This window comes from Ruegeria sp. BHSA118 (genome assembly GCF_059613405.1).
Genome location: NZ_JBXWSM010000075.1, coordinates 1 through 19,770 on the forward strand (window position 1 = coordinate 1; position 19,770 = coordinate 19,770).

A 19,770-nucleotide genomic window follows, 5' to 3' on the forward strand; every position below is an offset into this window, starting at 1 on the left:
GCTCCTGCGCTTTGGGGTTGTTGGCGATCTTGATGTCCCAGTTGGCGATCGCCTCGCCCATTGTCGCTGAATGTACCGTGCTGCATTCCTCGTGCAGCAGGCCTGCGCGGCTGAGCTCACCCAGAATCGAGAAGATGCCGCCGGCGCGGTGGACGTCTTCCATGTGTACATTTTCAGTGTTGGGCGCGACTTTGCACAGGCAGGGAACGCGGCGGCTCAGGCGGTCCATGTCGGACATGGTGAAATCAACGGCACCCTCATGCGCGATGGCCAGCAGGTGCAGAACAGTGTTGGTCGAACCACCCATGGCGATGTCGAGGCTCATGGCATTTTCGAATGCTTCGAAGGTGGCAATCTCGCGTGGGAGAAAACCTTTTTCGTCCAGATCATAATGGCGCTTGGTGATCTCGACGATCCGGCGGCCAGCTTCAACGAACAGTTCTTTGCGGTCTGCGTGTGTCGCCAGTGTCGAGCCGTTGCCCGGCAGGGCCAGGCCCAACGCTTCGGCCAGACAGTTCATCGAGTTCGCAGTGAACATGCCCGAACAGGAGCCGCAGGTCGGGCAGGCATTCTCTTCGATATGTTGAACTTGTTCGTCGGTGAATTTGTCGTCCGCTGCGGCGACCATGGCGTCGACGAGGTCGATTTTCTTGGCCTCCAGATCGGCGATATCGATCTTGCCGGCTTCCATCGGCCCGCCCGAGACAAATATGGCAGGGATATTCAGGCGCATCGCGGCCATCAGCATGCCGGGGGTGATCTTGTCGCAATTCGAAATGCAGACCATCGCATCGGCACAATGCGCGTTGACCATGTATTCGACCGAATCCGCAATGACTTCGCGCGAGGGCAGCGAATACAGCATCCCGTCATGGCCCATTGCGATGCCGTCATCCACCGCGATCGTGTTGAATTCTTTTGCAACGCCACCGGCGGCCTCGACCTCGCGCGCAACCATCTGACCCAGGTCCTTCAGGTGGACGTGACCGGGCACGAACTGGGTGAACGAGTTGACGATGGCGATGATCGGCTTGCCGAAATCATCGTCTCCCATGCCGGTGGCGCGCCAAAGGCCGCGTGCGCCGGCCATGTTGCGGCCATGGGTTGAGGTTCTGGATCGGTACAATGGCATGATGCTGTTTCCCTGTTGCCTCGGGTTGCATGTCTTGGGGTTCGTACGTTATAGCGCACGTACCACATGTGCGCTATAACGCACAAGAGGATTCGCGGGACGATGAGATGAACTCTGACGATATAACGCTGAAACTGCGAGACGTGCGAGCGGCATCGGGCCTGAGCCTGTCGAAAGTGGCCGAGATGACGGGCGTGAGCAAAGCCATGCTGGGGCAGATCGAGCGCGGCGAATCCAGCCCGACCATCGCAACGCTGTGGAAGATTGCCAAGGGGTTTCAACTGCCGCTCAGCGCGCTGATCGATACGATGAACGGGGACCCTTCGGTTTTTCAGACCGTAACATTCCCGGGCACAATCCAGGTTAAGATCGTCTTTCCATTCGATCCCGCTCTGGGGGCCGAGACGTTCCACGTCAACCTCAAGCCGAACCAAAGCCACGAGTCGCCCGCCCACGCGACAGGCGTGACCGAAGAGGTCTTTGTTCTGAGCGGCGCGCTTGAGATCCTGCGCGGAGACGAGTGGGTTTCCCTACAGGCCGGGCAGGGGTTGCGTTTTGCGGCAGATCTTCCGCATGGGTATCGCGCTGGTCCAAAGGGGGCGGCCTTTCTGAACATGCATCATTACGCCCAACACACCGACTTTGTAGAGAACGGCAAGGCCCATTCATGACCGCATTTTTCGACAGCCTGACCATCGTGGATGCCATCGGTTCTTTCGGGGCTCTGATAGTGGTCGCCGCGTATTTCGCAACACAGATGCGGATGATGAACTCGGATGATCTGGCCTTTCCGGTGATCAACCTGCTGGGCTCGGTGCTGATCGTCTATTCCCTGCTTCAGAATTTCAATCTCGCATCAATGTTGATCGAGGGGTTCTGGATTCTGATCAGCCTCATTGGGATTGTCCAACATTTCCGCTTGCGCAGCGCCAAGTGAGCGCTATCCAGCCTTGAACCCCTATGCCGCCGGGTATAGGGAAAAATCAAGCGCGCTTAGGGGAGGCTTTGATGCAGGACGATCCAAAAACCCTCGTATCCACCGAATGGCTGGCCGCGCATATGAAGGATCCGGATCTGCGGATTCTGGACGGGTCGTGGTACTTGCCCGCGCAAAATCGTGATGCACGGGCGGAATATGACGCAGGCCACATCCCCGGGGCGCGGTTCTTTGACATAGATGAGATATCAGATCACCGTTCCGACTTGCCACACATGGCGCCCCCGGTCGAGAAATTCATGTCGCGCCTGCGGGCGATGGGTGTGGGTGATGGTCATCAGGTCGTGGTTTACGATGGCGCCGGGTTGATGTCCGCAGCGCGCGTCTGGTGGCTGTTCCGTCTGATGGGGCAGGAAAACATCGCGGTTCTGGATGGTGGATTCCCCAAATGGCAGGCGGAAGGGCGCGAGGTTGAAGACCTGCCGCCGGTCATCCGTGATCGTCATATGACCGTCCGGGTGCAAAATCAGCTTGTCCGGGACGTCACGCAAGTTTCCGCCGCCGCCAAGCTGGGTGATCATGAGATCATCGATGCCCGTTCTGCTGGTCGCTTCGCTGGGGTCGAGGCAGAGCCGCGCGAAGGTCTGCGCTCGGGGCATATCCCGGGTTCACGCAATGTCCCCTTTGGCCAGTTGCTGAACGCCAATGGTACCATGAAGTCGCCGGAAGAGTGCCGCGCCATATTCGAGGCCGCGGGCGTCGATCTGTCGAAACCGGCGATCACCTCGTGCGGGTCTGGCGTGACCGCCGCGATCCTCAGCCTTGCGCTTGAACGCATGGGCAAGAAAGACCACTCGCTTTATGACGGCTCATGGGCTGAATGGGGCGCCTTCCCGACCCTGCCCGTCGCAACCGGAGAGACCTGATGTTCGAGAACCTGAAACCGCAGCCTGCCGACAAGATCCTGGCGCTGATGCAGATGTACCGCGAAGACCCGCGCGATCAGAAGATCGACCTGGGCGTCGGCGTCTACAAAAACGCAGAAGGCATCACCCCGGTCATGCGCGCCGTCAAAGCGGCCGAGCAGCGCATCTGGGAAGAGCAGGAAACCAAAGCCTATACCGGGCTGGCCGGCGACCCGACCTATGCGGATGCGATGATCGGGCTGATCCTCGGCACCTCGGTTCAGCGCGGCAATATCGCTGCCGTGGCGACGCCGGGCGGCACCGGCGCCTGCCGTCAGGCCTTCGAGATGATCCGGATGGCCAACCCGTCGACCCGCGTCTTCGTGTCGAACCCGACATGGCCGAACCACTTGTCGATCCTGAACTACCTGGGGATCGAGACGGTTCAATACCGCTATTTCGATGAAGAGACCCGGGGCGTCGATTTCGATGGCATGATCGAAGACCTGAAGACCGCCAAGGCGGGCGACGTGGTTCTGCTGCACGGTTGCTGCCACAATCCGACCGGTGCCAACCTCAACATGGTTCAATGGCAGGAGGTCGTGAACCTGATCAACGCGCTTGGCCTCGTTGCGATGATCGACATTGCCTATCAAGGCTTTGGCGACGGTCTGGAAGAAGATGCGCAAGCAACACGTCTGGTTGCGTCTTCGGTCAAGGAATGCCTGATAGCGGCGTCGTGTTCGAAAAATTTCGGCGTGTATCGCGAACGCACTGGTCTGCTGATGGCCATCAGCGCCGATGCCGGGCAAACCGCTTTGAACCAGGGTACATTGGCATTCCTGAACCGCCAGAATTACTCCTTTCCCCCCGACCACGGCGCACGTGTTGTGACCACGATCCTGATGGACGAAGCCCTGCGCGCCGACTGGATGGCCGAACTGGAAGAGGTGCGCCTGTCAATGCTGGGCCTGCGTCGCCAACTGGCCGACGAACTCCAGCGTCTGAGCGGTTCGGACCGCTTCGGTTTCATCGCCCAGCACCGCGGCATGTTCTCGCGCCTGGGTGCGGCCCCGGAACTGGTCGAGAAACTGCGCGTTGAACACGGCATCTACATGGTTGGCGACAGCCGCCTGAACATCGCCGGTCTGAACGCGACAACCGTACCGATTCTGGCCAAGGCCATCATTGACGTCGGCGTCTGATTTTCAGGCATTCCCAAACAAGAAACCCGGGCACGAATGCCCAGGTTTTTTTGTTTGGGTTGAAGTGGGCTCAGCCTTTCGAGAACTCGGGATAGGCTTCCATGCCCAGTTCGCCCATGTCGAGGCCGTTGATCTCTTCTTCCTCGCCCACCCGCAGGCCGACGGTGGCCTTGAGGATCGAGAACAGGATGAAGCTGACCACGAAGACGAAGATCCCGATGGCCGCGAAGCCGATGATCTGGGTCACGAAGGACGCATCACCGTTGGTCCATGCCACGATGAAGGTACCCCAGAAGCCCGCAATCAGGTGAACCGGGATTGCGCCGACCACGTCGTCGATCTTCATCTTGTCCAGCAGCGGCACGGTGTAGACCACGATCACGCCACCGATGGCCCCGATGATCAGCGCCTGGAACAGCGACGGCGCCAGCGGTTCGGCAGTGATCGAGACCAGCCCGGCCAGCGCGCCGTTCAGAACCATGGTCAGGTCGACCTTGCCATACATCACCTGCGTCAGGATCAGGGCGGCGACGGCACCGGCGGCTGCGGCCATGTTGGTGTTGGCGAAGATACGGCTGATATCAGCCATGTCACCAATGGTCCCCATGGCCAGCTGCGAGCCGCCGTTGAAGCCGAACCAACCCAGCCACAGGATGAACGTCCCCAGAGTGGCAAGCGCCAGATTCGAGCCGGGGATAGGCACAACTTTGCCTTCCTTGTTGTATTTACCGATGCGCGGGCCCAGCACGATGGAACCGGCCAGAGCCGCGAAGCCACCTGCGGCGTGAACCAGGGTCGAGCCGGCGAAGTCGCTGAAGCCCATCTCGGACAACCAGCCGCCACCCCACTGCCAGGACGCTTCGATCGGGTAGATGATGCCTGTCAGGACGATCACGAAAAAGAAGAAGGGCCACAGTTTGACGCGCTCGGCCATGGTACCAGATACGATGGACGCTGTGGTGGCGCAGAACATCAGCTGGAAGAAGAAGTCCGATCCGACGGACGCATAAGACAGGTCGGTTTCGACACCTTCCAGACCAACCGGTTCCAGTGAGGTTGGCGAGAACGCGCCCAGAATGCCGGTGATGGTCCAGCCGTCGCCCGGATACATCAGGTTGAAGCCCACCAGCCAGTACATGATTGCTGCAAAGGAAAACAGGCCCATGTTCTTGACCAGCTGCATGGCAACGTTTTTTGAGCGCACCAGGCCGGCCTCGAGCATGGCAAAGCCCGCGGCCATCCAGAATACCAGAAAACCGCCGACCAGAAACAACAGCGAAGTCAGGATATATTGCGTATGCTGCGCGGTCTCGCCGGTGGCCTCTTGCGCTAGGCCCATCTGCGGCAGCGCGACGATCGCCGCGGCAGGAATGAGAGATTTCTTCAGGTTCATGTTCAGTCCTCGAATGATTGTCGGTCGCGGCGCCTACAGCGCCTCTTCGTTGGTTTCCCCGGTCCGCACGCGCAGCGCCTGCTCGACATCGAGGACGAAAATCTTGCCGTCGCCGATCTTGCCGGTCTTGGCGGTTTTGGTGATGGTCTCGACGATCTGGTCGGTCATCGCGGCAGGCACCACGATTTCCAGCTTGATCTTGGGCACGAAGTTCACCGCATATTCGGCCCCCCGATAGATTTCGGTGTGGCCGGATTGCGAGCCGAAGCCCTTGATCTCGGTTACCATCATGCCGCGCACGCCGGCCTCGGTCAGTGCCTCGCGCACCTCCTCCAGCTTGAACGGCTTGATTGTCGCAATGATCAGTTTCACGTCTTTCCCCTCTGGTTCTCCGGTGGAACCGGTTTGTTTGCACCTGCAGAAAAATGCGCGACGGATCGCGGTAAGAAACGACTCTTGGGCGTCAAAGGGCTGCCAAATGGCAGAAGATTGCACATTTTTTGCACAAATCGGGCGCGTTGATTAAATAACGGGCAGTGTTGTGAGGGGAATTTTCGGAAATTCGGACCTCTACATACTCGGATCACCGGGGTATGGTGGCGCAAAAGAAAACCCGGGCAGAGTTTGAGCATGACTGAGTCCAAGCGACGCAAGCCGAAATTGGTTGCGGATAAAAGGTACCCGTCAAAGGGCCGTAAACCGTCGGCGTCCAAGCGCCCGGCGGGCAAGAAGGCGACGGCTCGCAAAACCACCACACGCAAAACTGCGCGCAAGAAGACGCGCAAGAGATCGGGGGGCAAAGGCGGCGGCATCTTGCGTCGTTTTTTCCGCTGGGTCTGGCGGATGGTCTGGGGTCTGACCTGGCGGGTCGGAGCGGTCGTGGCCATCCTGATCGCCTTGGCGGTGGGTGTCATCTATTCCTCGTTGCCTGACTTGGATGCCTTGTTGGACGGCCGTGCACGCGGGTCTGTCACGCTGCTGGACCGCGATGGCAAAGTGTTTGCCTGGCGGGGCGACCAGTTTGGCGGGGTGATCACTGCTGATACGGTGTCCCCGCATCTGAAAAACGCCGTCATCGCGACCGAGGACAAACGGTTCTATCGCCATTTCGGCGTCAGCCCGCGCGGTGTGGCAAGCGCCGTGCGCATCAACCTGAGCGAAGGGCGCGGCCCGTTGTCCGGGCATGGCGGGTCAACCATAACGCAGCAAACGGCCAAATTGCTGTGTCTGGGTGTGCCTTATGATCCGACTGAATGGGAATCAGAGGCCGCCTATGAAGCCGATTGCCGTCAGGGATCGCTGTTGCGCAAGGCCAAAGAGGCCATTTATGCAATGGCGATGGAGGTGAAATACTCCAAAGATGAGGTTCTGACGATCTACCTGAACCGGGCTTTCCTTGGTGCAGGCGCGCGCGGGTTCGAGGCCGCAAGCCAGCGGTACTTTGGCAAGTCCGCCGCCGAGGTTTCGCCCGCAGAGGCAGCGATGTTGGCCGGGCTGCTGGTTGCGCCCACGCGCTATGCGCCGACGAACAATCTGCAACGGTCGCAGGACCGGGCCCGCCTTGTGATCGGTCTGATGGAGGATCAGGGCTATCTGACCGCCGCACAGGCCAGCGAAGCGCGGGCACGCCCGGCCCAACTGTCCGAGGCGGCGGCCGCACGGGCCGGGGGATATTTCGCGGATTGGGTCATGGCCAGCGGGCCCGAGTTCTTTACCCGAAACACGACCGAAGATGTGGTGATCCGGACAACCCTGGATCAGCGCATACAGACCTCTGCGGAAGAAGCGCTGAAGTTCATCTTTCAGGAAAAAGTGCGGGAAGGATCAAAGGCGCAGGCGGCCATTGTCGTGATGTCGGCCGACGGTGCGGTACGTGCGATGGTTGGAGGGCGCAAGACACGCGTATCTGGCGCGTTCAACCGCGCGACGCAGGCGTTGCGACAGACGGGATCATCGTTCAAACCATTCGTCTATGCCACCGCGCTGGAACTTGGATATTCGCCGCTGGATACGGTGATGGATGAACCCTATTGCGTCGATATTCCGGGGTCGGGCCAGTGGTGCCCCAAGAACTACACCAACAAGTATTACGGGCGGGTGACCTTGGCGGATGCGCTGAAAAACTCGCTGAACATACCGGCGGTGAAAGTGGCCGAGATTTCCGGCCTGGACAATGTTCGAACGGTCGCCAGCGGCTTTGGGATTGCCAGCGACCTGGCACAGGGGCCTGCGCTGGCGCTTGGTGCATCTGAAAGCACGTTGATCGAGATGACCGGGGCTTACGCGGGCATCCTGAATGGCGGGTCGCAGGTTGAACCTTATGGGCTGACCGAACTGAAGCTGCTGGGCGACGAAACACCCGTCATGGTTACAACGACCGGTATTGGCGAGAGGGTCATCAATGAAAAGGCCGCCAAACAGCTGACCTGGATGATGGAACGCGTGGTCTCTGAAGGTACCGGCGGGCGGGCCAAATTGCCCGGCTGGCAGGTGGCGGGCAAGACCGGCACGACCCAGGCGGCGCGCGATGCGTGGTTCATCGGGTTCACGGCTGATTATGTGACCGGGGTCTGGATGGGGTATGATGACAACACGCCCTTGTCCGGCGTGACCGGTGGTGGCTTACCGGCCGAGATCTGGAAAGAAACCATGCTGCGCGTGACCGAGGGGATGACGCCCTCCCCCTTGCCGATGATGGCGCCGGAACCTCCGGTGCGAACGGCGCAGCCGCAGCAACAACGGCGTAAGAAACAAACCGGGTTGGACCGGGCTATAAACAACCTGTTGAACAATATCTTCGGGAATTGAACAGGCGAAAAAAAAGGCGGTGCGCTGGGCACCGCCTATTGTTTTTTCATTCTTTCGTTTCTTAGGCGCTAGCGTCCAACGCTGAAAGGATCGCGTCGCCCATTTCGCTTGTCGAGACGGGCTGAACGCCCTCATCCGCAAGCAGATCGCCGGTGCGAACGCCGTCGGCCAGAACTTTCTCGATCGCAGTTTCCAGGCGATCCGCTTCTTCGCCCTGATCAAAGCTGTAGCGCAGCGCCATTGCAAAGCTGAGGATACAGGCGATCGGGTTGGCTTTGCCCTGACCCGCGATATCGGGGGCAGACCCGTGTACGGGCTCGTACATTGCTTTGGGGCGCCCATTGGCCATCGGCGCGCCCAGCGACGCCGACGGCAGCATGCCCAGAGAGCCCGTCAGCATCGCGGCGCAGTCGGACAGGATGTCACCGAACAGGTTGTCGGTCAGGATCACGTCGAACTGTTTCGGCGCGCGCACCAGCTGCATGGCACCGTTGTCGGCATACATATGGCTCAGCTCAACTTCGGGGTAGTCAGCGGCAACGCGGTTGACCACTTCGCGCCACAGAATGCCCGATTCCATCACGTTGGCTTTTTCCATCGAGCACAGCTTTTTGTTCCGGCGCATCGCCAGTTCAAAGGCCGAACGCGCGGCGCGTTCGATCTCGGATTCGGTGTAACGCTGGGTGTTGATGCCGACGCGTTCATTGCCTTCCTCGAAGATGCCGCGCGGTTCACCGAAATAAACGCCCGAGGTCAGTTCGCGCACGATCATGATATCCAGACCGGCAACGATGTCTTTCTTCAGCGACGAGAAGTCAGCCAGCGCGTCAAAACACTGGGCCGGGCGCAGGTTCGAATACAGGTCCATTTCCTTGCGCAGGCGCAGCAAACCACGCTCGGGTTTCAGGCTGAAATCCAGATCGTCGTATTTCGGGCCGCCGACAGCGCCCAGCAGAACCGCGTCAACCTCTTGCGCCTTGGCCATCGTCTCATCGGACAGAGGTTTGCCGTGGGCGTCATAGGCGGCACCGCCGACCAGATCCTCGCTCACGTCAAATTGAAGACCACGATTGGCACCGAACCAATCGATGATTCTGCGCACTTCGGCCATGACTTCCGGGCCAATTCCGTCTCCGGGCAGGATAAGGAGCGAGGGGTTGGACATGAAGGGTCTCCTTGCGTTTTGTTGCACAGGGCCTAGCGTCTGCGTTGCATCGGGTCAATGAGACGAACCTGCCAAAACAGAAGGAAAACACATGCTGACACCTGGAAATCCGGTTCCTGCGCTGAAAATCGAAACTGTTGCCCATGGCAGCTTCGATCTTGAGGCGGACAAGGGCGAAAACGGGACGCTGGTGATTCAATATCGCGGGCTGCATTGCCCGATCTGCATCAAGCAGATGGCCGAGGTCGAAGCGGCGCTGGATGACTTCGCGGCGCTGGGCGTCGAGGTCATCATGATCACCACCGATACAGCCGAGCGCGCGGCGGAAACCGCCGAAAAAGCCGGGGCGTCGCGCCTGCGGGTGGGTCACAGCCTTCCCCTGTCCGCTGCGCGGGATGATTGGGGCCTTAACATCTCGACCAAGCGCGAAGGCAGCGCCGAACCGGATCTGTTCGCCGAGCCCGGGCATTTCTACATCGCACCCGACCGGACGCTGTACTATGCGTGGCAACAGACCACGCCCTTCGGTCGCCCGTCGATGTCGGATATTGCGGGTGGTTTGAAATTCACACTGGGCAACAACTATCCCGCGCGTGGAACTTATTCCGGCCCGCTTTGACGCTCAAAGAGCGGCTTTGAGCCCTTCTGCCAACAAATCCCAGACCCTGCGGATGCGCGGGGTCTGGCGCATGGCCTGAGGTGCGGCCAGCCACACGGGTAGAATTGGGATGTCCACATCCAGCGGCAGGATTTCCACGTCGGGGTCGGCTTGGGCAACCTGTACCTGGCTGAAGCCTATGCCACAGCCCGCCCGGATCAGTTCCCAATAGGCGCTTTGCAGGTCACAGCGGGTGGCAAAGCTGTCGCGACTGGCTGGCCACCCCTTTTCACGCATGGCTTTGATGATCTCCTGGTTCGCGTCAAACCCCACCAGATCATGCGTAAACAGTTCTTCGGGTGTCTTGGGGCGCCCGTTCCGGTCCAGATAGGACTTTGCCGCACAAAAACACAGCGGCACATCCCCGAGATAGCGGGAAATGAGATCGACCTGCGCAGGGCGATACATACGCACGGCGATATCCGCCTCGCGATAGAGCAGGTTCTCGGTGGTGTCAGTGGCCACCAGTTCAAGCTGGATCGTGGGCTCTTGCCTGCGGACGGACGCCAGTATCGGTGGCAGCAGGTGATGCGAGGCAAAGACGGATGCGGTGATACGCACCGAACCTTCAAGCTGTTGCGATTGCCCCGCGGCGGCAAGACTGAACGCGGTCATGGCGCTGTGCATCTGCTGGGCCATCGGCAAAAGCTGTAACCCCGCTTCGCTGAGCTTCAGACCACGCGCATGGCGATCGAAAAGAGAGACACCCAGCTCGTCCTCAAGGTTTTGGACCTGCCGCCCCAAAGTGGGTTGGCTGCGATTCAGATGTCGTGCGGCGGCAGACAGCGATCCCGTCTCGGCCACGGCCAGAAAGCATTGGATCAGAGACCAATCTGCATGTGTCAGAGCTTTGTCCATTCAGAAATGAATACACGTTCTGCGATTTGCGGCAATTCCTTGCGCGAAGTGAATGGGTAAATTGATCTCAGTCAGGAGGCAAACATGGCACAATCTGCACTGGTACTGGGCGCAACAGGTCGTTTCGGACGCAATGCAGCCCAGGCGTTCAGTCGCGCGGGCTGGGACGTGACAGAATTTGACCGCAGGTCGGATTCGCTGTCACAGGCGGCGCGCGGCGTGGATGTCATCGTGAATGGATGGAACCCGCCCTATCCCGATTGGGCACGCGATGTGCCGGTACTGACCAAACGGGTGATAGATGCGGCCTCAGACACGGGGGCGACCGTGATTGTGCCGGGCAATGTCTACGTATTTGGTGGGAATACGCCGGGCCCATGGTCGGGCGGGACGCCGCATCGGGCCAGCAATCCTTTGGGCCGGGTCCGGATCGGGATGGAAGAGGCCTATCGCGCGTCAACCGTGCGCACCATCCTTTTGCGCGCCGGGGACTTCATCGACACCAATGCATCCGGAAACTGGTTCGATCAGGTCATGATCAAGCGTCTTTCGCGCAGTCAGTTCGTTTACCCCGGTGATCCGGACGCATCGCACGCGTGGGCCTTTCTGCCTGATCTGGCCCGCGCCGCTGTCGCGCTGGCTGAGATGCGGCAAGACCTTCCCCGTTTCTGCGATGTTCCATTTGAAGGGTACACTTTGACCGGGACGCAGATCGCTCAATCGCTTTCGCAAGTCACCGGTCGGCCGGTTGCAGTGCGGCGCATGAAATGGTGGCCTCTGCAATTGGCCCGCCCGTTCTGGCGCATGGCCCCTCATTTGATCGAGATGCGGTACCTCTGGCACGTTCCGCATCAATTGGATGGCGGCTATATGAAAGAATTGCTGGCCTCGTTTTCTGAAACGAACCTAGAGGATGCCTTGCGTTCCGCCATTCCGTCCCAGCCTGCCGCTTCATCGGCAACAACCGGGAACAGGGGCGAGGTTCTAGGGTAGGATTATGTCAACCCAGACCAGTCGATGCCTGCTGGCGCGTCGGGCACTGTCGTACAGCGTGTCACCTTCCCCAGGCCAGACGACGCCGGTTCCCGAGAATTGCAGATCACTGGACGGCAACACATAGTCAACGCGCATTTCCCCGGTGGCTTTCCATTCGACTGTTGCTGATGAACCCGTTGGGTCCTTTGGCATCGGGTCTTGCACCTTGGGATCGTCCAAAAGCGTGCGAATGGCCTGCTTGTGGCCTTCTCCGCGGGTCGGGTCGAGATTGGCGTCCGCAGCGATCACGAAGGGGCTTTGAGGGGCTGGCCCCAGGCCGCCATTCAGCAAAACCGACCACAGGCGAATCTCGTCCCTGTTGCGCAGACCGTTGCGATCCTCGGATCCGTCAAAAACCGGTGGGGCAGCGTGAAAGGTCATCAGGCTGAATCGCCTCTGCGGTGTTTCGATCGGAAGCACCCAATGCACGGTCGAGGACAGGCGCTGAATGTCGTGCGCAGCTTCAGACGGGAAGGGGAGCCCATCACTGCGTGGCAAAGCAGCCCCAGGCAGGTCTTTCCACCGCAGATCGGTGTAGTCCTGAACGTCATCGGTCATGATTTCGAAACGGGACAGCACCGCCACCCCTCCGTGGCCGGTGAACTTCCCCCAGCCCTGCGCGTCGCCGGGGCCTTGCGTTTGGCCATCACCGTCCAGATCCAGCGGCGTTTCCAACCCAGCATTTGGCCGGGCGAAAAAGTGATAGGGGAAATCCAGGCCCGCCTCGCGCAGTTTCTCGGACAAGGCGCTCAGGGCTGCGCCTTCCAGATCCCAGTCGATGCCTTGCAGGGCAATGACATCAGGCCGCGCCGCGGCAATGACCTCGACAACCGCGCCAACCTGCGCATCATCCCGCTGGATGTCGCGCAGCAGCAGGCCGGGGCCGTTTCTACTGAGTTCAGTGTTGTAGGTGGCGATGCGATAAACCTCTGCCTGCGCCGAGAAAGGCAGCAGCAGCAGCAGAGCAAGGGCACGGATCATGCGGCTTGCGTTGTCTCGCTTGTCGAATAGGCGCGGCGCTTTTCCACGATCAGACCTGCGATGCGAAGCGTCGCCATGCCGCGCATGATCATGCTGGCGGGCAGGAAGGCCCAGGCGCACATGGTCCAGATCAATGTTTGCGGATTGCTCAGTGAGATCGGGGCAACGACGCTGCTCATGAGCTTGATGACGGCTGGAATGAGGAAGGGGAGCAGAACGCCAATGCAGATATTCAAACGACCATCGCGTTGCAGCCGGGTAACAACATCGCCGCCCTTGGTGGGATCAAACAATGGCAGATTGGTCCACACGTTGAAGGCGCCATTGCCCGTGGGCCAGCCACGCACTTTGACCGCATAGGCAAAGCTGGCGACGGTGACCAAGGCGGCCACATAGGCCACACTGGCTGCGATCCGAACCAATTCGATCAACGGCTGACCGGCATCCAAGGGCAGCATCAGCACGATCAACCGAACCGGGGAATAGGGAAAGTCCGCGACATTCGCGACGGCCAGACCCGCGGTGTAGGCGAACGCGGTCAGTTCAGTCGGCTCATATGCGTTTTTGCAAACCAGGGTCAGAAAGGTGACCATCGACATCAGCCCGACAAACCGCAGACGGTTCACCGGCGGCGCATCGCGAAATTCAATAAAGCTGGGAAAGGCAGAATTGTACTCGGCGAATGTCAGGATGAACGCGAGAATCGCGAGGAAGACCAGAATCTCGGTCCCGTTCGTCGATGATACAGGCAGGTACAACGCGGGTGTCAGCACCATCAGTGCCACAAGTATTCCGCGTATCGCCGCCCCTGTTGTGCGCGCAATCACTATCCGAACCCTTTTTCAAACCGGATAAGTCGATCTTCGCCGACTTACATTCCAACTTGTGCCCATCGTCTCGAGTTTTTGACGGATGCCTCTTTAGCGCCAACATGGACGATAAGCGGCATTTCGCTCAAGACAGGGTGCAGAAAACACGTGATTTCGGGCAAAATGATGGCGCAACTGGTGCGGGATTGCATCATTTTCGACGCAAATCCGACGTGTATCTCAATATGAGACCAAGATGTTGTGGTTCTGTGAAAATCAACCCCAAGAATGAGAACGGGGCCGCATTGGCGACCCCGTTAGGTTGAGTGTTCAAAGAATCGCTTGGACCTTACACCCAGGGGCGGGCCTGACTTGCGTGATCTTCGAATTTGTCGATGTGGTGATTTTTTTCCATGGTCAGACCGATATCGTCCAGACCGTTCAGCAGACAGTGCTTGCGGTGCGGATCGATGTCGAATTCGATCACGACCCCATCCGAAGTGGTGATCTGCTGATCTTCCAGGTGCACGGTCATGCGGGCATTCTCACCCTTATGTGCGTCTTCCATCAGGATCGCGTGATGTTCTTCTTCGACCACGATCGGCAGGATGCCGTTCTTGAAGCAGTTGTTGAAAAAGATGTCGGCAAAGCTGGTCGAGATCACGACCTTGATGCCGAAATCCTTGATCGCCCAGGGCGCGTGTTCGCGCGACGAGCCGCAGCCGAAATTGTCGCCGGCGACCAGAATCTCGGCCTCGCGATAGGCGGGCTTGTTCAGGACGAACTCTTCGTTTTCCTGCCCGTCATCATGATAGCGCATTTCATCAAACAGCACGACGCCAAGGCCGGACCGTTTGATGGTTTTCAGATGCACTTTGGGAATGATCATATCGGTGTCGATATTGATCAGCGGCATTGGGGCGGCCACCCCGTGGACTTTTTCAAACTTATCCATGTTCACACTCCTGCGGGAGAGGGCCGCGCCCAGACCCCGCGTTAAGCTTGTTTCGTTTCTTTTGGTGCGTCCTTGACGAAGAACGCCATGAAGACAAGGCCGAGCCCGTTAAAGATCATCTCGATCCCCAGCAGGATGCCCAGCAATTGCAGCAGCACCGAAGGATCCATCGCGGCAAAGCGCCAGATCAGGATCGCCAGAACAATCGACATGATGCCCGAGACCAGCGTCGCCCAGAAATACTGTGTTCCGCGCATCTGGAACGACAGGATCACGCGGGCAATGCCGCCAGCCATGAACAGGATCAGGCAGACGGTTGCCAGGGTCAGCGTTCCTTGCAGTGGGTGATCCAGAAAGGACCAGCCCAGAAACAGCATCACGACACCCATGATAAGTGACAGTATCTTGTTGCCGGTCCCCTCGACGGTGAAGCCGCCAACAACCTGCAATGCACCTGAAATCAGCAGCAATACACCTGTGACCACCGTCACGGTGATTGATGCCACGACCGGTGCGCCCAGCACAAAGATGCCGAACACGATGGACAGAAGTCCAAGCAATAGCCATTTGACCCAGTCACTCATTTGTTCAATCCCTCAAATATCTAGATATGAGGGCACCTTACAACAATTCACGGACGTCTGTCAGCCGTCCCGTGATTGCCGCTGCGGCAGCCATTGCCGGGCTCAGCAGATGTGTGCGCCCGCCCCGGCCCTGACGGCCTTCGAAGTTGCGGTTCGAGGTGGCGGCACAGCGTTCGCCCGGTTGCAGCTGGTCCGGGTTCATCGCCAGGCACATCGAACAGCCTGCCAGACGCCATTCGAACCCGGCCTCTTTGAAGATGTCGGCCAGACCTTCTTCTTCGGCCTGTGCGCGGACCAGCCCCGAACCGGGCACGACCATGGCGCGCATACCGTCCTTGATCTTTTTGCCTTTCAGGATTTCAGCCGCAGCGCGCAGGTCTTCAATACGTCCGTTAGTGCAAGAACCGATAAAGACGGTGTCGATTTCGACATCGCTCAGCTTCTGACCGGCTTCCAGACCCATGTACTCGATTGAACGGCGGGCCGCCTCGACCTTGCCGCCTTCGAAATCCTCGGGGTGCGGCACGGTTGCCGTGATCGGCAGAACATCCTCGGGGCTGGTGCCCCAGGTGACGACGGGCGCGATGTCTTCGCCACGAATCGTGACCACCTTGTCGAAATGCGCGCCTTCGTCGGTGAAGAGCGTTTTCCACCAGTCCATCGCGGCTTCCCACTGCGCACCTTTCGGGGCATGCGGGCGGCCTTTGACATATTCGAACGTGGTTTCATCCGGCGCGATCAGACCAGCGCGGGCACCGCCTTCGATGGCCATGTTGCAAACGGTCATGCGGCCTTCCATCGAAAGGTCACGGATCGCTTCACCGCAATATTCGATGACATAGCCGGTGCCGCCGGCGGTGCCGGTCTTGCCGATCACAGCCAGAGTGATGTCCTTGGCGGTCACGCCCGGTTGCAATTTGCCGGTGATTTCCACCTTCATGTTCTTGGATTTCTTCTGGATCAGCGTTTGCGTCGCCAGAACGTGTTCAACCTCGGACGTGCCGATGCCGTGTGCCAATGCGCCAAACGCGCCGTGGGTGGCGGTATGGCTGTCGCCGCAGACAACGGTCATACCCGGCAGGGTCCAGCCCTGTTCCGGGCCGACGATATGCACGATGCCCTGACGGACGTCATTCACCGGGTAATAGTGAATGCCGAAATCCCGGGCGTTCTTGTCCAGCGCTTCGACCTGAATGCGCGATTCCGGGTTTTCAATACCGTTCACCCGGTCCGGAGTGGTCGGAACGTTGTGGTCCGGTACGGCAATGGTCTTTTCTGGCGCGCGCACCTTGCGGCCCGCCATACGCAGGCCTTCGAATGCTTGCGGGCTGGTGACCTCGTGGACCAGATGGCGGTCGATATACAGCAGGCAGGTGCCATCATCGGCTTCGTGCGCGACATGGGCATCCCAGATCTTGTCATAGAGTGTCTTGGGGGACATGTGTCCTCTCCCGTATGTAATGAGAAATAGCTGGCGAGTTGGCTCAGGCGACGGGTAGGCGCGCCAGGACCGTGCGGGCAGCCCCAAAGAACCGTTCGCGCAGACGCGCGCGGTCTTGCAGATTCTGTTCTTGGGCCACATTGAGTCTCATGCGGTTCAGATATACCGCGCCTTTGCTGCAATCAAGGTTCAAAACCGGTGTCAGGCTTGCATCGCCCGGCATTGCTGTCCAAGCTGCCGTGCAGGAGGCGTGAATGAACCAAGACCTGATCCCCAGCTCGCTGACAGACCTTTACAACAACATGGTCGCGGGGTTCTCTTCCGAGCTTCAAGAACTGGTCGAGTTGGTGGTTACGCCGGGCTGGCGGCAGTATCAGTTGGTCATCATCCTTTTTCTTTGGGCGCTGGCTTTTCTTCTGAAAGTTCTGACACAGCCGCGATGGGATGCTTGGACGCGTGCCCGCAGCGGGTGGCCGAAATGGCGGCTTCGCACTATGGTCCAGCTGATGCAGCGGCTGACGCTGGTCTATTTTGTGCTGCTGTCCTGGCTCTTACATCAGGTCATGCAGCATGTCACCTGGCCGTCGCGCAGTTATCTCATTGGGATCATTGCGACCTTGGCAACTGCGTGGCTGGCGATTGCATTGGTGGCGAGGCTTGTCCGCAACCGGACGCTGCGACGGATGTTCAAGTGGGCAATGTGGGTCTATGCAACGCTTGTTGCGTTGAATTTGACGGATGATGTGGCCGAATTCCTGGATGGGGTCGCGATTTCCGTCGGTGACCTGCATATTTCGGTGCTGGGCATTCTCAAGGCCCTCCTGCTGATCGGAGTCCTGTTGACGCTGGCCCGCATCGGCACCCGCGCGGCCGAGCGTGGATTGCATAGCAATGACGACATCACCCCGTCCATGCAGGTGTTGTTGGCCAAGGGAATTCAGGTGCTGCTGTACGGCGCGGTCTTTCTGGCTGCGATCCGTACGCTGGGCTTCGATCTGACCGGCATTGCGTTGCTGTCGGGCGCAATCGGCGTGGGCATCGGGTTTGGCCTGCAAAAAGTGGTGTCGAACCTCATATCGGGGATCATCATCCTGATGGATCGGTCGATCAAGCCGGGCGATGTGATCTCGCTGGGCGATACGTTCGGTTGGATCAATGCGCTGGGCGCACGCTATGTCTCGGTTGTCACGCGGGACGGGCGGGAATACCTGATCCCGAACGAGGACCTGATTACCAACCAGGTGGTGAACTGGTCGCATTCCGACAAATTCGTGCGGTTGGATCTGGATTTTGGCACCAGCTATGAGGATGACCCCCACAAAGTGCGCGCAACGGCGATCCGGGCGGTGAAGGCAGTGACCCGCGTATTGAGTGGCGGAAAACACGAACCGGTATGCCATATCACCGGTTTTGGTGACAGCAGCGTGGATTACGTTCTGCGGTTCTGGATCAGCGATCCGACCAAGGGGCTGACCAATATCAGGGGAAATGTCTATCTTGCGCTATGGGATGCGTTTCAGGAAGAAGGCATCTCGATCCCCTTCCCGCAGCGCGAGGTTCGGCTTTTGTCGAAAAACGCAAACATGCAACAAATCGCAGAAGAGTGATCACCCCTACGCGGGGCCGGACGCGCTTTCATTGAAATGTTGCATTCCCCTTGCTACCTTATTAGTACCCTGGCGCCGGGGTTTGGCGGCGCGCAGCAAAGGAGGACTATGTCCTGTCTCTACATACACAGGCGGGTTTGCCCGCCGATGATGGGGTCAACATAATGGCCCACTCTCAGTCAATCAGCGACAAGCTGCTTGAGCGTATCCTTTCCTCACTTTCCGATGACAAGGCCGAAGACGTCGTGCAGATCAACCTGCAAGGCAAGTCGTCTGTCGCGGATCACATGGTGATTGCCTCGGGTCGGTCGACCCGTCAGGTCTCGGCCATGGCGGAAAAGCTGACGGATCGCATCAAGCAGGAATTCGGTTTCACCTCGAAGGTCGAAGGCAAGGATGCCGGCGACTGGGTGCTGATCGATACGGGCGACGTGATCGTCCATATCTTCCGCCCCGAAGTGCGTGAATTCTACCAGCTGGAAAAGATGTGGCTGCCTCAGGGCGGCAGCGCCTCGGCGAACTGAGGCGCCATCCCGGCCCGTATTGAGGGGCCGGAGGCGAGAGAGATATGCGTATCAGCATAGTTGCGGTCGGGCGATTGCGCGCCGGACCCGAGAAGACACTGCTTGACGATTACCTGACCCGATTTGACCGGACCGGACGTGCGCTGGGCCTTGGGCCTGCGCAAGTGATCGAGGTTGAAGACAAGAAAAACGCAGGCATGGCAGCCGAGGCCGCGCTGTTACGCAAAGCCCTGCCTAAAGGGGCGGTGTTGTGCACGCTTGATGAACGGGGGCGTGTCATGTCCTCGCCCGATTTCGCGAAGAAGCTGGGTGATTGGCGCGACGCGGGTCGGCAGGATCTGGCGCTGATCATCGGCGGAGCAGACGGAATAGACCCTGCTTTGCGGGCAGAAGCCGACTTTTCCATTTCGTTCGGGTCGATGGTCTGGCCCCATATGCTGGTCCGTGTGATGCTGGCCGAGCAACTTTACCGGGCCGCGACCATTCTGTCCGGCGGCCCCTATCACCGGGTCTGACATGGCGCAGCTACTGATTGTCTACCACTCGCGCACAGGCGGTGCCCGGCAGATGGCCGAAGCGACGGCTGAATCGGCACGGGCTGAGACCGAGGTTGAACTTGTGCCTGCGGATCAGGCGGGGCCGGAGGATGTGCTGGCCGCCGACGGCTACATCTTCTGCGCGCCAGAGAACCTGGCGGCGATCTCGGGCTTGATGAAGGAATTCTTCGACCGCTGCTATTACCCGGTTCTGGGACAGATCGAAGGTCGCCCATA

22 protein-coding genes are annotated in these 19,770 nt (G+C 59.3%); 11 read left to right on the forward strand and 11 right to left on the reverse strand.

Annotated elements, in window-relative coordinates:
- The coding region (ilvD, locus tag AC2FNN_RS18165) for a dihydroxy-acid dehydratase (RefSeq protein WP_496759871.1) at positions 1–1,132 on the reverse strand (1,132 nt) is incomplete at its 3' end.
- 107 nt (positions 1,133–1,239) lie between these two features.
- Between ilvD and AC2FNN_RS18170 the strand changes: the two genes are divergently transcribed.
- From AC2FNN_RS18170 to AC2FNN_RS18185, 4 genes are all read left to right on the forward strand, one after another.
- Positions 1,240–1,803 carry a helix-turn-helix domain-containing protein gene (locus AC2FNN_RS18170; protein WP_496759872.1) on the forward strand — a complete coding sequence of 188 codons (564 nt, stop codon included), beginning with the start codon at positions 1,240–1,242 and terminating at the stop codon, positions 1,801–1,803.
- Positions 1,800–2,069, forward strand: a complete 270-nt coding sequence (locus AC2FNN_RS18175; RefSeq protein ID WP_496759873.1) for a CBU_0592 family membrane protein — start codon at positions 1,800–1,802, stop codon at positions 2,067–2,069. The genes AC2FNN_RS18170 and AC2FNN_RS18175 overlap by 4 nt, the downstream gene beginning before the upstream one ends.
- 71 nt (positions 2,070–2,140) lie before the next feature.
- Positions 2,141–2,995, forward strand: coding sequence for a 3-mercaptopyruvate sulfurtransferase (sseA, locus tag AC2FNN_RS18180; protein WP_496759874.1), 855 nt, complete (start codon positions 2,141–2,143; stop codon positions 2,993–2,995).
- Positions 2,995–4,179 carry an amino acid aminotransferase gene (locus AC2FNN_RS18185; RefSeq protein WP_496759875.1) on the forward strand — a complete coding sequence of 395 codons (1,185 nt, stop codon included), beginning with the start codon at positions 2,995–2,997 and terminating at the stop codon, positions 4,177–4,179. Before sseA ends, AC2FNN_RS18185 begins: the two co-directional genes overlap by 1 nt.
- 70 nt (positions 4,180–4,249) lie before the next feature.
- On the opposite strand, the gene AC2FNN_RS18190 is transcribed toward AC2FNN_RS18185, so the two are convergent.
- Both AC2FNN_RS18190 and AC2FNN_RS18195 read right to left on the reverse strand, forming a co-directional pair.
- A complete protein-coding gene (locus AC2FNN_RS18190; protein ID WP_496759876.1) occupies positions 4,250–5,572 on the reverse strand; it encodes an ammonium transporter in 1,323 nt (440 codons plus the stop codon).
- A 33-nt stretch (positions 5,573–5,605) separates the two neighbouring features.
- Positions 5,606–5,944 carry a P-II family nitrogen regulator gene (locus tag AC2FNN_RS18195; protein WP_152459713.1) on the reverse strand — a complete coding sequence of 113 codons (339 nt, stop codon included), beginning with the start codon at positions 5,942–5,944 and terminating at the stop codon, positions 5,606–5,608.
- A gap of 258 nt (positions 5,945–6,202) precedes the next feature.
- Between AC2FNN_RS18195 and AC2FNN_RS18200 the strand changes: the two genes are divergently transcribed.
- Positions 6,203–8,380 carry a transglycosylase domain-containing protein gene (locus AC2FNN_RS18200; protein WP_496759877.1) on the forward strand — a complete coding sequence of 726 codons (2,178 nt, stop codon included), beginning with the start codon at positions 6,203–6,205 and terminating at the stop codon, positions 8,378–8,380.
- A 61-nt stretch (positions 8,381–8,441) separates the two neighbouring features.
- Here the strand turns inward: AC2FNN_RS18200 and leuB are convergent, their stop codons facing one another.
- Positions 8,442–9,545 (reverse strand): 3-isopropylmalate dehydrogenase, encoded by a 1,104-nt coding sequence (gene leuB / locus AC2FNN_RS18205; protein WP_496759878.1) that lies wholly within the window; start codon positions 9,543–9,545, stop codon positions 8,442–8,444.
- Between the two features lie 91 nt (positions 9,546–9,636).
- On the opposite strand from leuB, the gene AC2FNN_RS18210 reads away from it, so the two are divergent.
- Positions 9,637–10,164, forward strand: a complete 528-nt coding sequence (locus AC2FNN_RS18210) for a redoxin domain-containing protein (RefSeq protein ID WP_496759879.1) — start codon at positions 9,637–9,639, stop codon at positions 10,162–10,164.
- Positions 10,165–10,167: 3 nt separating this feature from the next.
- Here the strand turns inward: AC2FNN_RS18210 and AC2FNN_RS18215 are convergent, their stop codons facing one another.
- Positions 10,168–11,061 carry a LysR family transcriptional regulator gene (locus AC2FNN_RS18215; RefSeq protein ID WP_496759880.1) on the reverse strand — a complete coding sequence of 298 codons (894 nt, stop codon included), beginning with the start codon at positions 11,059–11,061 and terminating at the stop codon, positions 10,168–10,170.
- 84 nt (positions 11,062–11,145) lie between these two features.
- On the opposite strand from AC2FNN_RS18215, the gene AC2FNN_RS18220 reads away from it, so the two are divergent.
- A complete protein-coding gene (locus AC2FNN_RS18220) occupies positions 11,146–12,054 on the forward strand; it encodes an NAD-dependent epimerase/dehydratase family protein (RefSeq protein ID WP_496759881.1) in 909 nt (302 codons plus the stop codon).
- Here AC2FNN_RS18220 and AC2FNN_RS18225 read toward each other — a convergent pair.
- The 6 genes from AC2FNN_RS18225 to AC2FNN_RS18250 all read right to left on the reverse strand — a co-directional run bounded on the left by AC2FNN_RS18225 (position 12,046) and on the right by AC2FNN_RS18250 (position 17,005).
- A complete protein-coding gene (locus AC2FNN_RS18225) occupies positions 12,046–13,077 on the reverse strand; it encodes an endonuclease/exonuclease/phosphatase family protein (protein WP_496759882.1) in 1,032 nt (343 codons plus the stop codon). The genes AC2FNN_RS18220 and AC2FNN_RS18225 overlap by 9 nt on opposite strands.
- Positions 13,074–13,904 (reverse strand): hypothetical protein, encoded by an 831-nt coding sequence (locus AC2FNN_RS18230; RefSeq protein WP_152459720.1) that lies wholly within the window; start codon positions 13,902–13,904, stop codon positions 13,074–13,076. Before AC2FNN_RS18230 ends, AC2FNN_RS18225 begins: the two co-directional genes overlap by 4 nt.
- Before the next feature lie 331 nt (positions 13,905–14,235).
- Positions 14,236–14,841 (reverse strand): 3-isopropylmalate dehydratase small subunit, encoded by a 606-nt coding sequence (leuD, locus tag AC2FNN_RS18235; RefSeq protein ID WP_496759883.1) that lies wholly within the window; start codon positions 14,839–14,841, stop codon positions 14,236–14,238.
- 41 nt (positions 14,842–14,882) lie between these two features.
- Positions 14,883–15,425 (reverse strand): HdeD family acid-resistance protein, encoded by a 543-nt coding sequence (locus AC2FNN_RS18240; protein WP_496759884.1) that lies wholly within the window; start codon positions 15,423–15,425, stop codon positions 14,883–14,885.
- A gap of 37 nt (positions 15,426–15,462) precedes the next feature.
- Complete coding sequence (gene leuC, locus AC2FNN_RS18245; RefSeq protein WP_496759885.1) at positions 15,463–16,866, reverse strand: 3-isopropylmalate dehydratase large subunit; 1,404 nt, start codon at positions 16,864–16,866, stop codon at positions 15,463–15,465.
- A gap of 43 nt (positions 16,867–16,909) precedes the next feature.
- Entirely contained in the window at positions 16,910–17,005 is a 96-nt protein-coding gene (locus AC2FNN_RS18250) for an isopropylmalate isomerase (protein ID WP_496759886.1), read from the reverse strand.
- Positions 17,006–17,120: 115 nt separating this feature from the next.
- Here AC2FNN_RS18250 and AC2FNN_RS18255 point away from each other — a divergent pair, with 115 nt between their 5' ends.
- From AC2FNN_RS18255 to AC2FNN_RS18270, 4 genes are all read left to right on the forward strand, one after another.
- Positions 17,121–18,473, forward strand: a complete 1,353-nt coding sequence (locus AC2FNN_RS18255; RefSeq protein WP_496759887.1) for a mechanosensitive ion channel family protein — start codon at positions 17,121–17,123, stop codon at positions 18,471–18,473.
- Positions 18,474–18,637: 164 nt separating this feature from the next.
- Positions 18,638–18,997: a ribosome silencing factor gene (gene rsfS, locus AC2FNN_RS18260; protein ID WP_058276550.1), complete on the forward strand. Its 360-nt coding sequence runs from the start codon at positions 18,638–18,640 to the stop codon at positions 18,995–18,997.
- 44 nt (positions 18,998–19,041) lie between these two features.
- A complete protein-coding gene (rlmH, locus tag AC2FNN_RS18265) occupies positions 19,042–19,512 on the forward strand; it encodes a 23S rRNA (pseudouridine(1915)-N(3))-methyltransferase RlmH (RefSeq protein ID WP_496759888.1) in 471 nt (156 codons plus the stop codon).
- A gap of 1 nt (position 19,513) precedes the next feature.
- Positions 19,514–19,770: flavodoxin family protein (locus tag AC2FNN_RS18270; protein ID WP_496759889.1), on the forward strand; the 257-nt coding region annotated here is incomplete at its 3' end.

Coding starts and splice junctions, on each gene's coding strand:
- AC2FNN_RS18210 (WP_496759879.1), top strand. CDS start 9,637: ATGCTGACACCTGGAAATCCGGTTCCTGCGCTGAAAATCGAAACTGTT.
- AC2FNN_RS18170 (WP_496759872.1), top strand. CDS start 1,240: ATGAACTCTGACGATATAACGCTGAAACTGCGAGACGTGCGAGCGGCA.
- leuB (WP_496759878.1), bottom strand. CDS start 9,545: ATGTCCAACCCCTCGCTCCTTATCCTGCCCGGAGACGGAATTGGCCCG.
- AC2FNN_RS18190 (WP_496759876.1), bottom strand. CDS start 5,572: ATGAACCTGAAGAAATCTCTCATTCCTGCCGCGGCGATCGTCGCGCTG.
- AC2FNN_RS18225 (WP_496759882.1), bottom strand. CDS start 13,077: ATGATCCGTGCCCTTGCTCTGCTGCTGCTGCTGCCTTTCTCGGCGCAG.
- AC2FNN_RS18200 (WP_496759877.1), top strand. CDS start 6,203: ATGACTGAGTCCAAGCGACGCAAGCCGAAATTGGTTGCGGATAAAAGG.
- AC2FNN_RS18255 (WP_496759887.1), top strand. CDS start 17,121: ATGAACCAAGACCTGATCCCCAGCTCGCTGACAGACCTTTACAACAAC.
- leuC (WP_496759885.1), bottom strand. CDS start 16,866: ATGTCCCCCAAGACACTCTATGACAAGATCTGGGATGCCCATGTCGCG.
- AC2FNN_RS18220 (WP_496759881.1), top strand. CDS start 11,146: ATGGCACAATCTGCACTGGTACTGGGCGCAACAGGTCGTTTCGGACGC.
- AC2FNN_RS18215 (WP_496759880.1), bottom strand. CDS start 11,061: ATGGACAAAGCTCTGACACATGCAGATTGGTCTCTGATCCAATGCTTT.
- AC2FNN_RS18240 (WP_496759884.1), bottom strand. CDS start 15,425: ATGAGTGACTGGGTCAAATGGCTATTGCTTGGACTTCTGTCCATCGTG.
- rlmH (WP_496759888.1), top strand. CDS start 19,042: ATGCGTATCAGCATAGTTGCGGTCGGGCGATTGCGCGCCGGACCCGAG.
- AC2FNN_RS18175 (WP_496759873.1), top strand. CDS start 1,800: ATGACCGCATTTTTCGACAGCCTGACCATCGTGGATGCCATCGGTTCT.
- AC2FNN_RS18185 (WP_496759875.1), top strand. CDS start 2,995: ATGTTCGAGAACCTGAAACCGCAGCCTGCCGACAAGATCCTGGCGCTG.
- sseA (WP_496759874.1), top strand. CDS start 2,141: ATGCAGGACGATCCAAAAACCCTCGTATCCACCGAATGGCTGGCCGCG.
- rsfS (WP_058276550.1), top strand. CDS start 18,638: ATGGCCCACTCTCAGTCAATCAGCGACAAGCTGCTTGAGCGTATCCTT.
- leuD (WP_496759883.1), bottom strand. CDS start 14,841: ATGGATAAGTTTGAAAAAGTCCACGGGGTGGCCGCCCCAATGCCGCTG.